The following is an 18,640-nucleotide window of genomic DNA, read 5'->3' as shown; positions in this document are numbered from 1 at the left end:
ACCTCCGACTTGACATTGACAGTAATGGCAACGTTGAGACTAGCAAGGGGTGGCCGAGCGAGCCACGCGAGGAGGACACCATGACCACCATCGGCTTCATCGGCAGCGGCAACATCGGCAGCGGCGTCGCACGCCTCGCGATCGCGGCGGGCTACGACGTCGTCATGAGCAACAGCCGGGGCCCAGAGACCCTCGCCGACCTCGTCGCGGAGCTCGGCCCGAAGGCTCGAGCCGCCACGCCGCCCGAGGCTGCGGCGGCTGGCGACCTCGTCGTCGTGACGGTCCCGCTGCACGCATACCCGGACGTTCCGGTCGAGCAGCTCCGGGGCACGACCGTCATCGACACGAACAACTACTACCCCGACCGCGACGGCCACATCGCCGAGCTCGACGACGAGTCGACCACGACCGCCGAGCTGCTGCAGGCGCACCTGCCGCAGTCGCACGTCGTGAAGGCGTTCAACAGCATCTACTTCCCGCACCTCACAGCGCTCGCACGGCCGAGCGGCGACGCGCAGCGCTCCGTGCTGCCGATCGCCGGCGACGACGCCGACGCGAAGGCCGCGGCGACCGCGTTCCTCGATGCGATCGGCTACGACGCGCTCGACGTCGGTCCGCTGTCGGAGGGGTGGCGGTTCCAGCGCGACCTGCCCGCCTACACCGCGCCGTACTTCGGCGACCCCGAGGACCCGACCGTGGGCCGCCCCGTCGGCCGCGAGGAGCTCGAGGCACGCCTCGCCGAGGCGAAGCGGTACCGGGACCTCTGAGCGGAGCCCACCTCGGCCACCGGCAGGTGGCCGCTCCTCGGCGCGCCTGGACTGGGGGCACCACGACAGACACGAAGGATGACCATGACCACCGACCGCCAGATGATCCTCGGCATGCAGCTGGGCAACGGGTACGGCTCGCAGGCCTCGGCCTGGCGCTTCCCTGGCGTCGACCCCGCCAACTACGCCAGCTTCGACGCGCAGGTGCGCTACGCGCAGGCCGCCGAGCGCGGCAAGCTCGCGTTCCTGTTCCTGCCCGACTTCCCCGGCATCCAGACCGACGTCGCCCACGACTCCCCGCAGATCACGCTCGAACCGATGCTCACCCTCGCGGCGATCGCTCGCGCGACCGAGCGCATCGGCCTCGTCGCGACCGGCTCCACGACGTTCAACGAGCCGTTCAACCTCGCCCGCCAGTTCAAGGCGCTCGACGTCATGAGCCACGGACGCGCCGGATGGAACGCCGTCACCACGAGCGACCCCGGTGCGGGCGCGAACTACGGGCAGGCCATCGCGCCCCGCCCCGAGCGCTACCAGCGCGCACACGAGACCATCCAGATCGCGCAGGCGCTCTGGGGCAGCTGGGAGCAGGACGCCTGGATCCACGATCCCGCGTCCGGACGCTTCGCCGACCCCGCGAAGATCCAGCCGATCGGCATGCAGGGCACCTACGTCGCATCCCGCGGCCCGCTGCCCATCCCACCATCAGAGCAGGGCCAGCCCGTGATCTTCTCCGCCGGCGGCGGCCAGAACGGGCTCGGGATCGCCGGCCGGTACGCCAGCGGCGTCATCGGGGCGACCTTCACGATCGAGGATGCCCGCGCGCAGCGGGAGGCGGCTCGCGACGCCGCCCGTCGTGCAGGTCGCGACCCCGACGAGGTGAAGTTCTTCGCAGGGGTCATGCCTGCCATCGGCCCCACGAAGCGGGCCGCGCTCGACCGCCGCGTGCTCCTCGGCGAGCACGGCGCACCCCGACGCGTCTCCTACCTCGGATCCATGCTCGGCCTCGAGCTCGACGCACGCCGGATCGACGAGCCGCTCAGCGCCTCGCAGCTGGCGATCGCGCAGCCGAGCCCCTTCGACCCGAGGTCCGCTCGCGCCCTCGAGGTCGCGCGCGAAGGGTGGACGCTCCGCGAGATCCTCGCCCACGGCGTCATCGACTACCACCCGACCCCCGTCGGCACCGCCGTCGATACCGCCGACCACATGCAGGCGTGGTTCGAGGCCGGCGCGTGCGACGGCTTCTGGGTCTCCATCGACGTGTACGAGGACGGCATCGACACCTTCGTCGACGAGGTCGTGCCGATCCTGCAGGATCGCGGCCTCTACCACCGCGACTACGAGGGCTCGACGCTCCGCGACCACCTCGGGGCGCCGGCGCAGTACGGCCTCGACCCGAGGGTGTCGTGACCGAGACGACGAGGGACGACGCGCAAGCCCCTCCCGAGGCAGCCTCCTCGCCCGTCGACGCCGTGCATCCGGATCGGTACCGAGCGATCTTCCGTCGGCACCCTGCCGACGGTGCCATCGAGCTGCGCCGATGCAACCCCGCCGCGCCGCGCATCGCTCGGGCCTAGCATCGGGCCATGCGTCGCATCGCTGCCGTGGTCCTCATGCTGACGTCGCTGCTGATGACCGGTTGTGGGCTGCAGATCCCTGCCGACCCCGATGGCACGCTCGCAGACGTGCAGGGTGGCACGCTGCACGTCGGCGTGTCGCCGCACGACGGATGGGCGGAGGTCGACGACGACGGCCAGGGCGTCGGACTCGAGGCTGCGCTGGTCATCGACTTCGCCGCCACGCTCGACGCCGAGGTCGAGTGGCTCGAGGGCGGCGAAGAGCATCTCATGGAGGCGCTGGAGGCCGGTGAGCTCGAGCTCGTGATCGGTGGTCTCACCGACGCCACCCCCTGGTCGACCCACGCTGCCATCACCCGGCCGTACATGACGACGACCGATGCGGACGGCGTCACGCGCGCCCACGTCATGGCCACGCCGCTCGGAGAGAACGCGTTCCTCGTGCGACTCGAGACCTACCTGGAGGAGGCGGCGCCGTGACGGCGCGCAGCGCGTCGTTCGGCGCGACCGAGCTGCCGGAGCAGCAGCGGGAGCTGCTGCGCCGAGCCGTGCGACTCGAATGGATCACCCTCGTGTTCCTCGCAGTCACGGTGATCCTCGTCGGTCTCACCGTCGGCAGCTCGCAGGCGATGCGCGCCGCCTTCTTCGAGGACCTGCTGTCCTTCATCCCACCGATCGCCTTCCTGGTCACGATCCGCATCATCCGCATCGCACCGAGCGAGCGCTTCCCCTACGGACTCCACCGGTCGGTGGGCGTCGGGCACCTCGTGGCCGCCGTCGCGCTCACAGGGATGGGGTTGTTCCTCATCGTCGAGTCCGTCACGACGCTGGTGTCCGTCGAGCACCCCACGGTCGGCACCGTCGTCATCCTCGGTCAGGTCATCTGGCTGGGCTGGCTCATGATGGCGGTCATGGCGCTCACGATCGTGCCGCCGATCCTCATCGGCCGAGTGAAGATCCGTCTCGCCGAGCAGCTGCACGACAAGCTGCTCTACGCCGACGCCGACATGAACAAGGCCGACTGGACGACGGCAGTCGGCTCGATCGTCGGCGTCGCCGGGATCGGTCTCGGCGTCTGGTGGCTCGATGCCGCTGCCGCGCTCTTCATCGCCGCGGGCATCCTCCGCGACGGGCTGCGAAATCTGCGCGTGTCGGTGCTCGACCTCATCGATCACCGTGCGACCACGGTCGGTCACGACAGGCCCCATCCGCTCGCGCATCGGCTGACCGCGCGCATGCGACGGATGTGGTGGGTGCAGGACGCGGGATGCCGCATCCGCGACCAGGGGCACGTCCTGCACGCCGAGGTGTTCGTCGTCCCGCGCCGCTGGCTGCTCGCGCAGCGGAGGCTCGAGCGTGCCGCACGCGTCGCGCGCTCGCTCGACTGGAAGCTGCACGACGTCGTCGTGATCCCGGTGCCCTCGATCCCATCCGACGTCACCGGTGGACGAGAGCACGGATCGCCTCAGGGTGGCGTGGAACGCGAGTGAGCGACAGCGACGCGCTCAGCGCCGCGTCGCGCGTCCCGCAGCACGGTCGCAGTGGTGCCGCGACGGCTCCCACCTGGCGCCACCGGGTCGCCAGCCGCTGATGCTCGGGTCGTCCTCGCCATGCTCCCGGGTGCAGGTCCGAGCGCGATCTCGTCGCCCCAGGAGGTCGGCGATGAGCGACTCGTACCGACGCGAGCCCACAGCCTCAGCCGGCATGTCGACGCCCGTCGAGCGGGGTCGTCGCACGTCCAGGGGGCGGCGAGGTCGATCGCATCCATGCCTCCCACCTCGGTGGAGAGGCGGCTGATCGCCTGATCGACGGCACCGACGCACCACGACGCCTCGCGTTCGGCCTCGCCGGTTCGCGGCGAGGCAGGCGCGGTGGTGGTCATGGCCGCACGGCGTGTGCTGACAGCTGCCAGGCGCTGCACAGGTCGACGCAGCCGGGCTTGTTGGCTTCGCGCATCATGTGCTCGACCCGCGCCGGCTCGAGCGGACCGCCGACCGGGCCCGTGGCGATCCGCACATGTGCAGTCGGATGCATCCAGAGCCGTTCGGATCCATCGTCGTCCGCGTGGACGAGCACGAGGAACGACTCGTGGCGTCGGAGCTTCGCGACCATGACGGCCGAGAAGTGCCGCAGGGTGTCGTCGTCCACCTCGAAGGTCGACGAGCCGTAGTGGAGAGTGCCCATGGGTGTTCCTCGCTCAGGCCGTCGCACGCGATGAGTATGATTCGATCACGCAACTAGATCGAGAGCGGCTTGGCGCGCAACGGCGTCTGTTCATCTGCAGAACGACCCTACGTGTCCCCCAAGGAGATAGTTGCATTCTGCAACCATCCACCTCCCCCCGCCCACGCCGAGCGCGGAATCGGCCCATAGTGGTAGTGACCGACCACCCGATTGGCGTGATGGACGACACGTACGCAGTTGCAGACGCACTCGAGGAGCTGCGCCTCGCCGAGGCGCGTCTCGAGCGTCGTCGAGAGGCCGCGCGAGCGCCGAGTGCGCTGGAACGCTCGATTCTGCGCGCGGTCTTCGAGCGTGCCGATTCGGGCTCGCCTGCGACGCCGTCGGAGCTCGCCGAGCATGTCGGCCTCACGCGGCCCGCGATCTCCGTCGAGCTGCGCCGCCTCGAGGCGCAGAACCTCGTCACCACGCAGGTGAACCCTCGCGATGGGCGCAGCAAGATGGTCATGCCCTTGAGCCGCAACGATCACCTCGACGGCGATGACGCCCTCACGGACCGGATCCGATTCGTGGCCGCGACCTTGGCCGACGATCACGCCGAGATCGTCGTCGACTTCCTCGAACGCCTCCGCGAAGTCATCGACCGAGAGCAACCTGCGCTGCACGCTCAACCCGAGGCGAGTGCGGGTTCAGCGACGTGACCCCGATCCAGCCGGGCACGCAGCGCGCCGAATCGCATCAGGCGCTGGAGGATCTCTGGGACGCGCTCGAGCGCATCGCCAGAAGCATCGACGAGCGCACGTAGCGCACGCGCCGCGACTTCCGCCTCGCCGCGACCGGTCGCGATCGGCCACTCCGACGGGTGCGTGCCGACGCGACACGATTGGTTGTGCAGGACAACCAGTTCGATCGTTTGATGCTTGACTTGAGTGGTCGGCACGGACCCGTTTGGTTGGATGCCGCAACTATCTTGAGGACGCGGCTCATCTCCGGAACCTACGCCTACTGGGCCTCCCACGATCTGCTCATGCGAGCCCTGATGGATGACGCTCCAGCCGCAGCGCGCGCACTCGAAGAGCTGCGACTGGCCGAGGCGCGTCTGGAGCGTCGCCGCGAGTCCGCATCCGAGCCGAACGCACTCGACCGGATCGTGCTGCGTCACGTGCTCGCGGCCGCTGATGCCGGCGAGCCTGCCACACCTTCCGAGCTTGCTGCACGAGTAGGCATCGCCCGCCCCGCCATGTCGCAGACGCTGAGGCGGCTCGAGGCACGAGGGCTCCTACGACGACAGGCTCACCCCGAGGACGGACGGAGCCGCGTCGTGTTGCCGGCGAGCAGGAACGACCACCTCGTGGGCGACGACGACCTCACCGACCGCATCCGCACCGCCGCCGCGAAGCTCACCACCGAGCAGGGCGCGTTCGTGGTCAGGTTCATCGACGAGCTGCGAAGCATCATCGACGACGCTCCGCCGAAGACCCTCGACCAGTAGCGACAGGGTCCGCTGTCGTCGAAGCTGCCAAGGAACTCCGGCACCGGCGAGCTCGCGGTGTGCGTGGCTAGCCCCAGCACGACTGCGCCGTCCAGCAGCCCCAAGGCCGGTCGCGACGAGGCCCCGACCTTGCAGACGATCTGACGCGCTGCAGAGCCCGGCAACGGCATGCCCAGTCTCCACAAAGGACTCGAAGCGTAGCCGGGGTACGAGATCGAATGCGATCTCCTCATCCTGCATTCACGGACGTAGCTTGGCGTAGGCCAGTCCTGCCCTGGACCCCGCTAGGACTGGTCAGGGCAGTCGGCGGTCTCTCGATGCCCGACGCATTAAGCGTCAGAGCTGTCCGCGTTCGCGGGCCAGTAACGCCTGCCTGTCGCCTTCCGCCACTCGAGCGAAGGGTCCTTAAGCGAGGTCTGCCTGCCGGCACGCCTGCGCGACGATTGAGCATGGACGATGTGGCGCCTTTGCCGCGGCATAGCCGACCTGGGATAGGTGAAGATCAACGGATGGACCCTGTACAGGCGGCGGCGCACGCTCATCGGCGTCGTGTGAGGCTCTTGCGCGGCCCAGCCCCTTCGAGCCCGCCGACGGCACCGTCTGACAGCGAACTGCGCAAACAGTTCTACTCGAGGTTCGACGCGGCCCAGGATGCCGTTGAACCACTGAAAGATTTCCCTCTTCCGCTCGCCGTCGAGCGTGCGATCGCTTCGCTTGACGACGACGTCCAAGACGGCACTCTCAGTGTGGAACGGCGCACGCATCTCATGCGGCAGCTACTTGCGACTGCGTGGATCGGCTACCAGCGCTCGAAAGGTGACCCGGCGTAGCGGACGGTCGCCCGTGGCGCCGGACAGCCCGGCAGCCAAGCCACCTTCAGGGTGATGCCGTCCGAGCCTTCGGCGCACGCCAGCATCAGATCGAGATGCCACCCATCGATGTCGTCGACGCGTATGGGCGTCGAGTACTCGAATCGCACGAGCGCGGTCGGGTTCATCCAGAACGACCGTCGAGCGGGACCAAGCTCGCTCGAGTCGTCAGATGAAGCAAGAAACGCGATCGAGCGCTGCCTCGTCGTCATCATGACAGCTGCTCGAGGCATCGTGCTGTCGCTCGCAGATCCACCGCCTCGTGCGAGGGCTCGATGCCGTGATCTCGATGCGCATGGCTGGCATCTGCCTGGTCGCGCTGTTCGCTGGTCAGTCGAGGATTCGGAGATGCTCGGGCATGCGCTCGCCTCGAGCGCGCACGTCGGCACGGGCGCGGCGCCACCACGCCAGGCGCCGGGCTCCGATGATGATCACCGCGGTCGCACCAGCGAAGATGAGCACGCCGAAGACGAGGAGCACGATCATCGCCGCGGTCGGGGCTCGCGACGCGAAGGCCGCGAAGGCGAGCAGCGCGCCGGCTATCGCGAGGACGACGCCAATGCCGATCTGGATGTGCGGGTTGCTCGATCGGATGACGGTCGACTGGCCGAAGAACTCGGGCTGCTGGTGCGGATCCGATGCTCCGATCCGCTGACTGACGACGAGCACCTCGACCTGGCGCTCGAGGTCGTCGAGCAGGATCGGCCCGACGCCCTCGACGCGAAGCCAGCCGCTGCCGCGCCCGGGATCCGAGTAGCGGTAGACGCCGTTCCGCCCGGTGCGTGCGAGCTGCAGACGCTGCAGGTACTCGAACACGACCTGCCCACTCGTCCTGGGGAATCGTGAAGGGATCGGCTGGAGGAACTCGATCGGGCTCGGTGCTCCTGAGGCATCGAGCTCCTGGAAGATCCGGACGGTCGGACCCATCACGTCCCCGCCTTCGTCGACGGCACGACTCTGGCTGCAGTGACGCTGCTGAGCAGGCCGTAGACCACCTCGCGCGCTCGTGCTCGGCAGCCACCGGAAGGATCGATCGTCACGACAGCATCCCAGCACGTCGAGATGCACATGGGCTGCACGACGTCGCGCTTGGCGTCGACGCGATGCGAGTCGCCCCGCGGCGATTCACGCTGATCGGTCGGCGTCGCTCAGCGACGCTCGCTACCCTGCAGGCGTGTCGATCGAGTCGCAGCCGCAGCCGCAGCCGCTCGTGCACGCGCAGGATCCACGTTCGACGCGGCGACGGCGTGACGTCGCGGGCACGGTGACCCTCCTCGTGGCGCTGCTCGCGGCTACGGGCGTCGCGTCGTCGCTCGGACTGCTGATCTCGATGACCACGGCTGCGTGCGGCCCGTGCGCGACGGGCATGATCTGGACGGGCGTCGCGATCGGCACCGCCGGCCCCGTGCTCGTGCTGGCAGGTGCCGTCTCGATGGCGGTGGTGCGACTGCGTCGCCACCTCGTCGCGTGGTGGGTGCCGCTCGCGTGCATGGCGGCCCTGCCCGTGCCCGTGCTCATCGGCGCAGCCGTCGCGCAGGAGGCCATCGGCCGATGAACGCCGCACACGACGGTGGATGGCGAGCAGGCGGCACGAGCGCACCGCGACCTGCCCAGACTGGCCGCGATGCCGCTCAGCGTGCGCGTCGCTCCTCGCGTCGCGCACGCTTCGCCGCCGCGATCTCGGCGCGATCGGCTGCCCGCTGCTGCGGCGCCGTGCTCGTTCGGTAGCGGAACCATGGCCGCCACGACACCGCGCCCACGACCACCAGCACGAGCCCGATGGTCACCGCGAAGAGCGCCGCACCTCCGCCGCGACCATACCCACCCCAGACGCCGGCGAAGAGCGCCACGACGCCGAACGCGATCAGTGCGACTCCGAGCACCAGGGGCAGGAACGGGGCAACCGGCAATCGTCTCGGGGTCACGCGCGTCATGACGTCATCCCAGCACGTCGAGATGCGAAGGGGCTGCACGGCACGTGATGCCGACCACCCTGAGACGTCTTGGTCTACGCCGTTCCGGCGCGACTCCGGCAGACGGCGGTCGTCACGTGGACCGAGCTGGACGAGGAGCTCACGGAAGGGCGCTGGGCACACCGTCCGCTCAGACGTCGGGCATCAGCCCCGACGCCTGCCACGGAGGGCGAGGATGCCGACGGCCAACGCCCCGCCAGCCACCCACGGTCCCGCGACCAGCAGCGGGTCGAGCCAGGCGTGCTTGCCGTCGACGCGACCCTGTCGGATGCGCGATCGCACGCCTTCTCGACGAGCTTCGCTCAGCACGCCGGTCTGCGTGATGGGGTCATCGGGTCGGCCCGTCGCGAACGACCGCACGTGCGCCGCGACGGAGTCGATGCGGTCGCCGAGGATCAGCAGCAGCCAGTGCGGCGTCTGCCCTTCGCTGTAGCGGTCGTACGCGAGGCGTCGGATGGCGCCCGCGACGCCGTGCAGAGGCTGGGCGGTGCCGAAGACCGGGGTGATGCGAAGATGCTCGACCGATCGTTCGCGGTCGCCGCCTCCGGTCTGCTGCTCGGGGAGCTCCCAGTGGGCTCCGGTCGAGATCGCGGGCTGCTCCCGAGGGAACGCCGGCCGGTCGGCGGGGTCGAGATCGGCTCCCCAGCCTGGGATGCGAGCGCGAAGCTCGTCGGCGCTTGGCCGGTGCCCTGGCTTCTCGGATGTGTACGGCATGGGTCCTCCTCGCTGCTCGGATCAGGAACCGACGGTGACGACGGTCTTGATGTTCTCGTCGAGCTTCGCCGAGAACATGTGATATCCCTCAGCGATGTCGTCGAGGGGGATGCGGTGCGTGATCATCTCGCTCGGGTCGATGACACCGTCGCGAATGTGCTGCCACAGACGTGGCCACTGCCGCTTGACGGGCGCCTGATTCATGCGGAGGGTCAGGCCCTTGTTCACCGCATCGCCGAACTTGACCGCGCTGAACAGCGGCCCGTAGGCCCCGATGACCGACACGGTGCCGCCCTTGCGAACGGCATCGATGGCCCAGTTGAGCGCGACCGGCGAGCCCCCCTGCAGCTTCAGCTTCGCCGACGTGACGTGCTGCAGCACGTGCCCATCAGCCTCCGCCCCGACCGCATCGATCACGACGTCGGCACCGAGGCCGTCCGTGACGTGCTTGAGGTGCCGAACGATGTCGTCGACCTGCCCGAAGTTGACGGTCTCGGCATACGCGAACGTCTTCGCCTTCTCGAGGCGGTAGTCGACATGGTCGACGACGATGACGCGTCCGGCACCCATGAGCCAGCACGAGCGGGCCGCTGCCAACCCGACCGGGCCGGCACCGAAGACCACCGCGGTGTCGCCCTCCACGATGTCGGCGAGCTGCGCGCCGAAGTATCCGGTCGAGAACGCGTCGGTCAGCATCAGCGCATTCTCATCCGAGATCCCGTCCGGGATCACGGAGGGGCCGACGTCGGCGAACGGCACGCGGACCAGCTCCGCCTGACCGCCGTCGTAGCCACCTGCCGTGTGCGAGTAGCCATAGATGCCGCCGACCGCGGTGGCGTTGGCGTTCACGTTGTGGCAGTTGGAGAACAGTCCGCGGGCGCAGAAGAAGCACGAGCCGCAGTAGATGTTGAAGGGCACCATCACCCTGTCCCCGACCTGCACGTTCTCGACGGAGGAGCCGACCTCCTCGATGGTGCCGATGAACTCGTGGCCGAAGGTGTGGCCGATTCGGGTATCGGGAAGCATGCCGTGGAACAGGTGCAGGTCCGAGCCGCAGATGGCGGCGAGGTCGACCCGCACGATGGCATCGCCGGGGTGCTCGAGCCTTGGATCCGGCTTCTCCTCCACCCGCACCTTGTACGGTCCGCGGTAGGTCATCGCCTTCATGGGTCCTCCTCGTTCGCATCTCGTGGAGCAGGTCGCGGGCCAGCCTCCTCGGCGAGCCCGCGACCCCTCCTCGTCCTTCTGGGCGTCGTGGGCGTCGTTCAGGACTTCATGGCGCCGAACGTCATGTCGATGTCGGCCATCTCCATCTCGGCCGTCGCCTCGATGAGGGCGCGCAGGTCGGAGTCGACGCCGGGCGAGAATTCCTCCGGTCGCTCGGGCGCGATCGTCATCGGGCCACCCTCGGGCGCCTGCTCGCTCGCGTCGAGGTCGGTGCCGTCGTTCGAGGGCGAGGCGCCCTGGAAGATGCGTCCTGCCTCCGACTGGTCGCCGAGGTCGAAGGAGTAGCTCTTCGACTGCAGCCCGAGGTCGACGAGTCGCTTGACCTCAGGGAAGGCCTCGGCGTTCGTCTTGGGGATCGGCAACGAGGTTCGCCAGTTGACCCCGAGCGTCTCGAGCGCCTTCGCGTACGCGTTCTCATGCGCCTGGTCGCGCACGATGAGGTACGAGATCGTCTCGCGCGCCGTCGCGTTCGAGGTCATCTCGTAGAGCCGGCACTTCTGCAGCCGCCCGGTCGACTCGAGCATGAGGTTGTAGAGCAGGTCGAGCACGAGGTTTCCGGAGTTGTACACGTAGCTGCCGCTCCACGGATTGCCGGCAGCGTCCACGGGCAGCGCGCCCTGCGCGCCGACGAGGTAATGGTGGATGTTCGAGTGGTCGGTCGCGATCGACAGCGGCGTCGCACCCTTGGCACCCGGGGCGTCGACGGCATCCGACGGCTTGCCCTGATACTCGGGCGAGCCGTCGAGCAGACGCGAGATCGTCGTGCCGATGAGCTCGACGTGCGCGATCTCCTCGGTGCCGACGCCCTGGATGAGGTCCTTGTACGGCTTCGCCGACGGCCCACGGAAGTTGATGCTCTGGAAGAGGTACTGCATCATCGTGCGCATCTCGCCGAACTGACCCCCGAGCCCCTCCTGCAACGCGTTCGCTGCTGCGGGGTCCGGCTCGTCCTCGACGATCGGGTGGATGAGCTGCTGCAGGTGGAAGTACATGTGGAGACTCCAAGGTGTCGTCGTGGTGTCTCACCCACGGTCGTCCGACTCGCCGCGGTCTTGTACCCCGTAGCGGGACAGCGCGCTCATCGTTAGGCTCGCGGATTGGCCATCGAGCCTCGGGGCAGACTGCGGCACATCGTTCGGCTCCGCTCCGGCTTCGAACCGCAACGAGGGGCTCGATGCTTCGGCACGATCGTCCCGCCCCAGCCGCAGCAGTCGGTCGTCTTCGAGCGCGACGGCGGGGAGGTCGTCGTCTGGCGCGACCGCGCACCCGACCTGGCGCATGCCGTGCGCAGCCCCGTGTCGTCGCAGCACGACGGGCCGTAGCATCCTCACGTGTCACCCGCACCTCATGCCGCCTCCTTCCTCGTCTCCACGGGCGTTGGACTCGTCGGTCTCGGATTCGGCACCCTGCTGGTCGCTGCACCCCGCGCCGGTGGCCGCTGGCTCCATCTCGACGCCACGAGCATCCGCCGACGACGCGCCTTGGGCGTGACCGACCTGACGCTCGGGGCCGCCATCCTCGGCACGCGAGGCACGCGATGCCAATGGCTGCCGCTCGCTGGTCACAGCGCGATGCACCTCCCGTTCGCCCGCGAGTACCTGCGCGGCAGACGGTCGGTCGGCGCAGCCGTCATGGGTGCTCTGCTGGCATTCGATGCGGCGGTCGCCGTTGCGGCCCTGCTGCGTCTGCGGACACCGTGACCGGTGCGTCCGTCCGTCGACCGCGGTCTGTTCGCAGGCGCGAGGCTTGCTCGACGACGTGTGCGTCGCGTGCCCCTGACGCATGAAGCGCTGCGCCGCAAGGGCCTGCACCGCGGTCGCCGAGGTCGATGGACTGTCGGCATGCGATGGAGACGACCGACCGCCGTGTATCTGCGGGACCACGAGATGGGAGCGCAGGCGGGCGTGCGCGGCTTCCGGCGTGCTGCGCTCAGCCAACGCTCACGCCCATGGGGCAGCGACCTTGCGCACCTGGCCGAGCAGGTCCGCGAGGACTTGCGCACCGAGCAGCAGATCCTGCGGCGGCTGCGCGTGCATCGCAATCCGCTCGGCGCGCCCGGCGCTGCGATCGGCGAGCGCATCGGACGCATCAAGGGCAACGGCGCATTCCTGCGACGATCGCCGACCACCGACCTGTTCGAGCTCGAGGCGTTGCTGATGATGGTGCATGGCAAGCGCGCCGGATGGCGTTCGCTCGAGTCAGCCGGTGGAGTCCAGGGGTTCGACATGGGCGCCCTCGTCGCCCGAGCCGACGCGCAGACGCGACGGTTGCAGGCGATCCACGACCAGGCGGCCGCCGTGCTGCGCGAGCGCACGATGCGAACGCGAGGCTGAGACCGCGACGGTCGAGACGGGCATCGGCCGAGCTCAGTCCCGGCGTCAGGCTGCGACGGCTCCGCTGCGACGGACGCGCCGAGGCGGGCGCCGTTGCCGAGAACGTCGACCGTGGACGGCTCGTCGATGCTGTGCTCAGAGCCGAGCGCATCGCGTCGATCAGGCCATCGCAGCGCGGTTCGTCGCCCGAGTGTCGGCAACTGCGTCGTCGCGGCCAACGCAGAAGCCCCGACCGGCATCCGGTCGGGGCTTCTGTCAGTGCGGAGACGGAGGGATTTGAACCCTCGGTCCCCTCAAAGGGGACTCCACCTTAGCAGGGTGGTGCACTAGGCCGAACTATGCGACGTCTCCATCGGCCGTGAGGCCGCAGGCAACTCTAGCAAACGCTGCGCGGGCGACGATCCAGGGTCGCGCGGGCTCAGAACTGGTACGGCACGACGCACGTCTCCTGCGACGCATCCGTGCCCTGCACGCCCTCGATGGGCGTCTCGGTCGCGGCAGGATCGGTCGCCGCGGGATCGGTCGCAGCCGGGTCGGTGGCCGCAGGGTCCGTCGCCGCGGGGTCGGTCGCAGCCGGATCGGGCGTCGCCTCCGCACCCTGGCCCACGGCGTTCGGGTCGAGGTTCACGGGCTGGTCGGCAGCGATGAGCGCCATGACCTGGTCGGCGACCTCGGTGGGCACGACGCGACCCGTGCCGTTCGATGCCGACGGGTACTGGATGAACTGCATCGTGTCGAGCGGGATGTCGGCGAGCACGCGCGCCATCGACACCATGGTGCCGACGTCGTTGAGCGACGACGACATCGTCATGCTGCTCGTCGCGACCTGCGCGATCGAGTACAGCCTGCCGAGGTCGGTGAGCACCGCATCGGACTGCAGCTTGCGGATGAGCGCCGACAGGAACACCTGCTGCGACGAGATGCGCGACAGGTCGGAGCCGTCGCCCACGCCATGCCGCATGCGCAGGAACTGCAGCGCCTGCTCCCCGCCGATCTCGTGCGTGCCCTCGGTGATCGAGAAGCCCGTGTACGGGTCGTCGATGTCGCCGGCGAAGCACACGGGCACGCCGCCCACGGCGGACGACATGTTCACGACGCCGTCGAACCCGATCGTCGCCGCGTACGGGATCTCGAGACCCGAGATCGACTCGACCACGGTGACGACGCAGCCGAGGCCGCCGCGACCGAGCGACGTGTTCAGCTGCTGCTGCCGCGCCGCCGGGATGTCGGCACCGCCCTCGGGGTCGGTGCACGCGGGGAAGTCGATGAGCAGGTCGCGCGGGAACGACACGACCGTCGCACGCTGGTGATCCTCGGAGACGTGCAGCAGCATCGTCACGTCGTTGAGGGCGCCGCCGGTGTAGCCGTCGTCGACCGACCCCTGCCCCTCGCGGGAGTCGGATCCGACGAGCAGGATGTTGAAGCCGCCCTGCTGCTCCGCGAACGCCGGCGGCGGATCGCCGCCGAGGTCGACGGTCTCGATGTCGCCCTGCAGCTGCAGGAACGAGACCCCGACGACGCCGACGGTCGCGACGAGCACGACCGACAGCCCGAGGGCGACGAGGCCGACGATGCGGCGCACCGGATGCCGTCGACGCAGGCGCCCGTGGCGCGGTCGGACCTCGGGCGCGTCGACGATCTTCGGCGGTGCCATCGGTCTCCTTCCGGGTGCGGCGACGGGTGCGGATGCGCGGAGGGCGTGGGATTCGAACCCACGAGGCATCGCTGCCCACCGGTTTTCAAGACCGGCTCCATCGGCCGCTCGGACAGCCCTCCAGGTCCGCGGCGCGGACGGCTCATGGTATCGGGCGCGCATCCGGAGCCGCCGACGGGCCCCTATGAGATCGCTGAGGATGCGGCGCCCGAATCAGGCGGTCACGGAGCCGAGCGCGGCGAGCGGCTCGAGCACGTCGGCGAGGCCGTCGTCCTCCACGGTGGCGGTGCGCTCGTTCGCGGCGGCAGCGACCTCTGCGGGCGCCTGCCCCATCGCGATCGCGCGACCGCCGCCCTCCGCTGCCCACGCCAGCATGTCGATGTCGTTGCGGCCGTCGCCGACGACGAGCACGCGCTCACGAGGGATGCCGGACGCATCCACGACGCGCTGCAGGCCCGTGGCCTTGTTGACGCCGTCGGGTGCGATGTCGAGCCACGACGAGAAGCCGATCGCGTACGACACCTTGTGCAGGCCCATGCCCTCGACGATCTCGAGGAAGTCCTCGACGGCGTGGTCGGGGCTCATGACGACGACGCGCATCGCGGGCTCGACCGTGAGGCCGTCGAACTCGACCTCCTCGGCATGCTCGAGGTTCCAGTCGTCCATGCCGCGCGTGTAGCGGCGGAAGCCGCTGGCGTCCTCCACGAGGAAGCGGGCCTGAGGCAACCCCTGCACGATGCGCGACAGCGCGGGCGCGGCGTCGAACACCTCGACGTGCTCGCGCACGTACGCGTCGCCCTCGCGGCGCAGCACGAGCGCGCCGTTGGCGACGACCATCCACTCAGGGGCGATGCCGATGCGCTCCGCGAGCGACACGGTCGTCGACTGCGACCGGCCGGTCGCGAGCACCACGAGGTGCCCGGCGTCGACGACGGCGCGCACCGCGTCGGCGACGCGTGCAGACAGCGAGTCGTCCTCGTGCACGGTCGTGCCGTCGATGTCGAGCGCGACGAGCCACCGCTGCGTCATGCGACGGGCTCCAGCACCTCGAGGCCGCCGAGGTACGGCCGCAGCCGCTCGGGCACGCGCACCGACCCGTCGGGCTGCTGGTGCGTCTCGAGGATCGCGACGAGCCAACGCGTCGTCGCCGCCGTGCCGTTGAGCGTCGCGACGGGAGCCGTCTTGCCGCTGTCGGTGCGGTAGCGCGTCTGCAGGCGGCGCGCCTGGAAGGTCGTGCAGTTCGACGTCGACGTGAGCTCGCGGTACGTGCCCTGCGAGGGCACCCACGCCTCGATGTCGAACTTGCGCGACGCCGACGACCCGAGGTCGCCTGCTGCGACGTCGATGACGCGGTAGTCGAGCTCGCACGCCTGCAGCATCCGCTCCTGCAGCGCACGCAGCCGCTCGTGCTCGGCCTCGGCCTGCTCGGGCTGCACGTACGAGAACATCTCGAGCTTGTTGAACTGGTGCACGCGCAGGATGCCGCGGGTGTCGCGGCCTGCCGAGCCCGCCTCGCGTCGGTAGCACGTCGACCATCCGGCGTATCGCAGCGGCTGCTCGACGTCGAGGATCTCGTCGGCGTGGAAGCCCGCGAGCGCCACCTCGGAGGTGCCCGTGAGGAACAGGTCGTCGTCGGCGAGGCGGTACACCTCGGCGGCGTGCTCGCCGAGGAAGCCCGTGCCCGCCATGACCTCCGGGCGCACGAGCGTGGGGGTGACGAGCGGGGTGAAGCCGTCGGCGAGCACCTCGTCGAGGCCCATGAGCATGATCGCGAGCTCGAGGCGCATGCCGATGCCGGAGAGGAAGTAGAAGCGGCTGCCGGAGACCTTCACGCCGCGCTGCAGGTCGAGCGCTCGCAGGCCCTCGGCGAGCTCGACGTGGTCGCGGGCGTCGAAGTCGAAGGTGCGCTCGGTGCCGTGCGTCGACAGCAGCGCGAAGTCGGCCTCGCCGCCTGCCGGCACGTCGGGGTGCACGAGGTTGCCGATGCGGGCCATGACGGCGTCGAAGGCGGCCTCGGCCTCGGCGACGGCGGCCTGCGCGGCCTTGACGTGCTCCGAGGCCTGCTTGGCCTGCGCGATGAGCGCGGGCCGCTCATCCTTCGACGCCTTGCCGACGAGCGACGCATGCGCGTTCTGCGCAGCGCGCAGGCGCTCGAACTCGCCGATCGCCGCACGCCGCGAGGCGTCCGCGGCGAGCGCCTCGTCGACGACGTCGACGGAGTCGCCGCGCACGCGCTGGCTGTGCCGTACCGACTCGGGCTGCTCACGCAAGAGGGAGGGGTCGATCACCGCACCAGTCTAGGGTGAGCACATGCGTGCAGCCGTGGTCTACAACCCTGTCAAGGCCGACCTGCGCGCCCTCGAGAAGGCCGTCGCAGCCGCGCAGCCCGACGACTGGGACGAGCCGCTCTGGTTCGAGACCGCCGCAGACGACGACGGCAGGAAGGCCGTCGAGGATGCCGTGGCCGAGGGCGTCGACGTCGTGCTCGCCGCGGGTGGCGACGGCACCGTGCGCATGGCAGCCGAGATCCTCGCGGGCACCGACATCGCCTTGGCGCTGCTGCCCTCCGGCACCGGCAATCTGCTCGCGCGCAACCTCGGCATCGACGTGACGTTCCTCCGCGCCTCGGTGCGCACCGCGTTCGACGGCAAGGATCGCCGCATCGACGTCGGCTGGGCGGAGTTCGAGGAGCCGGGCGGCGCGAAGCAGAAGCACGCGTTCGCGGTCATCGCGGGCTTCGGCCTCGACGCGGCGATGATCGAGAACACCGACGCGGATCTCAAGAAGAAGGTCGGCTGGCTCGCCTACGTCGACGCGATCGTGAAGTCGTTCCAGCGCATCCAGCGCGTGCGGATGCGCTACCGCGTCGACGGCGGCCAGCAGCGCAGCGTCGGCCTCAACACGCTCATGGTCGGCAACTGCGGCGCGCTCACCGGCAACGTCGTGCTGCTGCCGGAGGCGAAGATCGACGACGGCAGGCTCGACGTGGCGATCCTGCGTCCGAAGGACTTCTACGGCTGGCTGCAGGTCGCGAAGTACGTCGCGGTCAACTCCGCGCTGCTCACGCGCGTGCTGCGCCGCAGGAAGCTCATCGGCCCGCAGAAGGCGGTGCCGACCCTCGGCTACGGCCAGTGCACGTCGTTCGCCGCTCGCCTCGACGAGCCGATGCCCGTGCAGATCGACGGCGACCCGTACGGCGAGGCGATCGCGATGCGCTTCACCATCCAGCCGGGCGCGCTCGTGGTCAAGGCGCCGCAGCGCGTGCCGATCGCCCGCCCCGTCTCGTAGACCCGCCGCCGCCCGCCGTCCCCGCACCGAGCCTCGTCATGCGTGCCCTCGTCTACGAAACGTTCGGCGGCCCCGTGCACGTGCGCGACGTGCCGAGCCCCCACGCACCCGACGGCGGCGTCGTCGTGCGGGTCGCCGCATCCGGCCTGTGCCGCAGCGACCGCCACGCATGGGCAGGCCACGACGACTCAGTGACGCTGCCGCACGTGCCCGGGCACGAGCTGGCAGGCACCGTCGCCGAGGTCGGCGCCGGCGTGACGGGCTGGCACGTGGGCGACCGCGTGACGGTGCCGTTCGTGCACGGCTGCGGCACGTGCGCGTGGTGCCTCGCGGGCCACGCGCAGGTGTGCCCTGCGCAGACGCAGCCCGGCTTCACGCATGCGGGCTCGCATGCGCAGCTCGTCGCGGTGCGCGGCGCCGACGCGAACCTCGTGGCGCTGCCGGACGGCGTCGACGACGCATCGGCTGCGAGCCTCGGCTGCCGGTTCGCGACGGCGTTCCGCGCGCTCACCGCGCGCGCCCGCCTGCAGCCGGGCGAGTGGGTGGCGGTGTGGGGCGCGCGCGG

General features: G+C 69.9%; 21 protein-coding genes and 2 tRNA genes. 11 read left to right on the top strand and 12 right to left on the bottom strand.

Annotated elements, in window-relative coordinates:
• Positions 1–80: 80 nt before the first annotated feature.
• From ACZ6H8_RS13940 to ACZ6H8_RS13925, 4 genes are all read left to right on the top strand, one after another.
• Positions 81–767, top strand: coding sequence for an NADPH-dependent F420 reductase (locus ACZ6H8_RS13940; RefSeq protein WP_464147498.1), 687 nt, complete (start codon positions 81–83; stop codon positions 765–767).
• 84 nt (positions 768–851) lie between these two features.
• Positions 852–2,177 carry an NtaA/DmoA family FMN-dependent monooxygenase gene (locus ACZ6H8_RS13935; protein WP_464147497.1) on the top strand — a complete coding sequence of 442 codons (1,326 nt, stop codon included), beginning with the start codon at positions 852–854 and terminating at the stop codon, positions 2,175–2,177.
• A gap of 176 nt (positions 2,178–2,353) precedes the next feature.
• Positions 2,354–2,824 carry a transporter substrate-binding domain-containing protein gene (locus ACZ6H8_RS13930; protein ID WP_464147495.1) on the top strand — a complete coding sequence of 157 codons (471 nt, stop codon included), beginning with the start codon at positions 2,354–2,356 and terminating at the stop codon, positions 2,822–2,824.
• Positions 2,821–3,834, top strand: coding sequence for a cation efflux transmembrane domain-containing protein (locus ACZ6H8_RS13925; RefSeq protein ID WP_464147494.1), 1,014 nt, complete (start codon positions 2,821–2,823; stop codon positions 3,832–3,834). Before ACZ6H8_RS13930 ends, ACZ6H8_RS13925 begins: the two co-directional genes overlap by 4 nt.
• Positions 3,835–4,222: 388 nt before the next feature.
• On the opposite strand, the gene ACZ6H8_RS13920 is transcribed toward ACZ6H8_RS13925, so the two are convergent.
• Complete coding sequence (locus tag ACZ6H8_RS13920) at positions 4,223–4,528, bottom strand: DUF7882 family protein (protein WP_464147492.1); 306 nt, start codon at positions 4,526–4,528, stop codon at positions 4,223–4,225.
• A 194-nt stretch (positions 4,529–4,722) separates the two neighbouring features.
• On the opposite strand from ACZ6H8_RS13920, the gene ACZ6H8_RS13915 reads away from it, so the two are divergent.
• Both ACZ6H8_RS13915 and ACZ6H8_RS13910 read left to right on the top strand, forming a co-directional pair.
• Positions 4,723–5,226, top strand: a complete 504-nt coding sequence (locus ACZ6H8_RS13915) for a MarR family winged helix-turn-helix transcriptional regulator (RefSeq protein ID WP_464147491.1) — start codon at positions 4,723–4,725, stop codon at positions 5,224–5,226.
• Positions 5,227–5,414: 188 nt separating this feature from the next.
• On the top strand, positions 5,415–6,017 hold the full coding sequence (locus ACZ6H8_RS13910) for a MarR family winged helix-turn-helix transcriptional regulator (protein WP_464147490.1): 603 nt from the start codon (positions 5,415–5,417) through the stop codon (positions 6,015–6,017).
• A 799-nt stretch (positions 6,018–6,816) separates the two neighbouring features.
• Here the strand turns inward: ACZ6H8_RS13910 and ACZ6H8_RS13905 are convergent.
• Positions 6,817–7,101 (bottom strand): hypothetical protein, encoded by a 285-nt coding sequence (locus tag ACZ6H8_RS13905; RefSeq protein WP_464147488.1) that lies wholly within the window; start codon positions 7,099–7,101, stop codon positions 6,817–6,819.
• A gap of 115 nt (positions 7,102–7,216) precedes the next feature.
• On the bottom strand, positions 7,217–7,813 hold the full coding sequence (locus tag ACZ6H8_RS13900; RefSeq protein WP_464147486.1) for a hypothetical protein: 597 nt from the start codon (positions 7,811–7,813) through the stop codon (positions 7,217–7,219).
• 247 nt (positions 7,814–8,060) lie between these two features.
• On the opposite strand from ACZ6H8_RS13900, the gene ACZ6H8_RS13895 reads away from it, so the two are divergent.
• Positions 8,061–8,441, top strand: coding sequence for a hypothetical protein (locus ACZ6H8_RS13895; protein ID WP_464147484.1), 381 nt, complete (start codon positions 8,061–8,063; stop codon positions 8,439–8,441).
• Between the two features lie 76 nt (positions 8,442–8,517).
• Here ACZ6H8_RS13895 and ACZ6H8_RS13890 read toward each other — a convergent pair whose 3' ends face one another.
• The 4 genes from ACZ6H8_RS13890 to ACZ6H8_RS13875 all read right to left on the bottom strand — a co-directional run bounded on the left by ACZ6H8_RS13890 (position 8,518) and on the right by ACZ6H8_RS13875 (position 11,792).
• Complete coding sequence (locus ACZ6H8_RS13890; RefSeq protein WP_464147482.1) at positions 8,518–8,769, bottom strand: hypothetical protein; 252 nt, start codon at positions 8,767–8,769, stop codon at positions 8,518–8,520.
• Between the two features lie 234 nt (positions 8,770–9,003).
• On the bottom strand, positions 9,004–9,573 hold the full coding sequence (locus ACZ6H8_RS13885; protein WP_464147480.1) for a hypothetical protein: 570 nt from the start codon (positions 9,571–9,573) through the stop codon (positions 9,004–9,006).
• A 21-nt stretch (positions 9,574–9,594) separates the two neighbouring features.
• Positions 9,595–10,740, bottom strand: coding sequence for a zinc-dependent alcohol dehydrogenase (locus ACZ6H8_RS13880; RefSeq protein WP_464147479.1), 1,146 nt, complete (start codon positions 10,738–10,740; stop codon positions 9,595–9,597).
• 98 nt (positions 10,741–10,838) lie between these two features.
• Positions 10,839–11,792: a manganese catalase family protein gene (locus tag ACZ6H8_RS13875; RefSeq protein ID WP_464147477.1), complete on the bottom strand. Its 954-nt coding sequence runs from the start codon at positions 11,790–11,792 to the stop codon at positions 10,839–10,841.
• Positions 11,793–12,287: 495 nt separating this feature from the next.
• Between ACZ6H8_RS13875 and ACZ6H8_RS13870 the strand changes: the two genes are divergently transcribed.
• Entirely contained in the window at positions 12,288–12,500 is a 213-nt protein-coding gene (locus tag ACZ6H8_RS13870) for a hypothetical protein (RefSeq protein WP_464147476.1), read from the top strand.
• A gap of 69 nt (positions 12,501–12,569) precedes the next feature.
• Positions 12,570–13,133, top strand: coding sequence for a hypothetical protein (locus tag ACZ6H8_RS13865; protein ID WP_464147474.1), 564 nt, complete (start codon positions 12,570–12,572; stop codon positions 13,131–13,133).
• A 261-nt stretch (positions 13,134–13,394) separates the two neighbouring features.
• Here ACZ6H8_RS13865 and ACZ6H8_RS13860 read toward each other — a convergent pair.
• The 5 genes from ACZ6H8_RS13860 to serS form a co-directional block, all read right to left on the bottom strand.
• Positions 13,395–13,484, bottom strand: a tRNA-Ser gene (locus tag ACZ6H8_RS13860).
• Between the two features lie 67 nt (positions 13,485–13,551).
• Entirely contained in the window at positions 13,552–14,787 is a 1,236-nt protein-coding gene (locus ACZ6H8_RS13855) for an LCP family protein (protein ID WP_464147473.1), read from the bottom strand.
• Between the two features lie 37 nt (positions 14,788–14,824).
• A tRNA-Ser gene (locus ACZ6H8_RS13850) sits at positions 14,825–14,909 on the bottom strand.
• A gap of 91 nt (positions 14,910–15,000) precedes the next feature.
• Complete coding sequence (locus ACZ6H8_RS13845; protein ID WP_464147472.1) at positions 15,001–15,816, bottom strand: HAD family hydrolase; 816 nt, start codon at positions 15,814–15,816, stop codon at positions 15,001–15,003.
• A complete protein-coding gene (gene serS, locus ACZ6H8_RS13840) occupies positions 15,813–17,075 on the bottom strand; it encodes a serine--tRNA ligase (protein WP_464147471.1) in 1,263 nt (420 codons plus the stop codon). Before serS ends, ACZ6H8_RS13845 begins: the two co-directional genes overlap by 4 nt.
• Positions 17,076–17,097: 22 nt before the next feature.
• Here serS and ACZ6H8_RS13835 point away from each other — a divergent pair, with 22 nt between their 5' ends.
• Together ACZ6H8_RS13835 and ACZ6H8_RS13830 are read left to right on the top strand one after the other, a co-directional pair.
• Positions 17,098–18,075: a diacylglycerol/lipid kinase family protein gene (locus tag ACZ6H8_RS13835; RefSeq protein WP_464147470.1), complete on the top strand. Its 978-nt coding sequence runs from the start codon at positions 17,098–17,100 to the stop codon at positions 18,073–18,075.
• A gap of 38 nt (positions 18,076–18,113) precedes the next feature.
• Positions 18,114–18,640 (top strand): alcohol dehydrogenase catalytic domain-containing protein (locus ACZ6H8_RS13830; RefSeq protein ID WP_464147469.1); only part of this gene is annotated, 527 nt, incomplete at its 3' end.

The organism is Agrococcus sp. AC640b (assembly GCF_979255995.1).
The sequence above is the reverse complement of the archived record's forward strand: the minus strand, read 5'-3'. Positions and strand labels throughout refer to the sequence as shown.

Coding starts and splice junctions, on each gene's coding strand:
- ACZ6H8_RS13920 (WP_464147492.1), bottom strand. CDS start 4,528: ATGGGCACTCTCCACTACGGCTCGTCGACCTTCGAGGTGGACGACGAC.
- ACZ6H8_RS13905 (WP_464147488.1), bottom strand. CDS start 7,101: ATGATGACGACGAGGCAGCGCTCGATCGCGTTTCTTGCTTCATCTGAC.
- ACZ6H8_RS13930 (WP_464147495.1), top strand. CDS start 2,354: ATGCGTCGCATCGCTGCCGTGGTCCTCATGCTGACGTCGCTGCTGATG.
- ACZ6H8_RS13885 (WP_464147480.1), bottom strand. CDS start 9,573: ATGCCGTACACATCCGAGAAGCCAGGGCACCGGCCAAGCGCCGACGAG.
- ACZ6H8_RS13835 (WP_464147470.1), top strand. CDS start 17,098: ATGCGTGCAGCCGTGGTCTACAACCCTGTCAAGGCCGACCTGCGCGCC.
- ACZ6H8_RS13880 (WP_464147479.1), bottom strand. CDS start 10,740: ATGAAGGCGATGACCTACCGCGGACCGTACAAGGTGCGGGTGGAGGAG.
- ACZ6H8_RS13875 (WP_464147477.1), bottom strand. CDS start 11,792: ATGTACTTCCACCTGCAGCAGCTCATCCACCCGATCGTCGAGGACGAG.
- ACZ6H8_RS13935 (WP_464147497.1), top strand. CDS start 852: ATGACCACCGACCGCCAGATGATCCTCGGCATGCAGCTGGGCAACGGG.
- ACZ6H8_RS13845 (WP_464147472.1), bottom strand. CDS start 15,816: ATGACGCAGCGGTGGCTCGTCGCGCTCGACATCGACGGCACGACCGTG.
- ACZ6H8_RS13900 (WP_464147486.1), bottom strand. CDS start 7,813: ATGGGTCCGACCGTCCGGATCTTCCAGGAGCTCGATGCCTCAGGAGCA.
- ACZ6H8_RS13940 (WP_464147498.1), top strand. CDS start 81: ATGACCACCATCGGCTTCATCGGCAGCGGCAACATCGGCAGCGGCGTC.
- ACZ6H8_RS13855 (WP_464147473.1), bottom strand. CDS start 14,787: ATGGCACCGCCGAAGATCGTCGACGCGCCCGAGGTCCGACCGCGCCAC.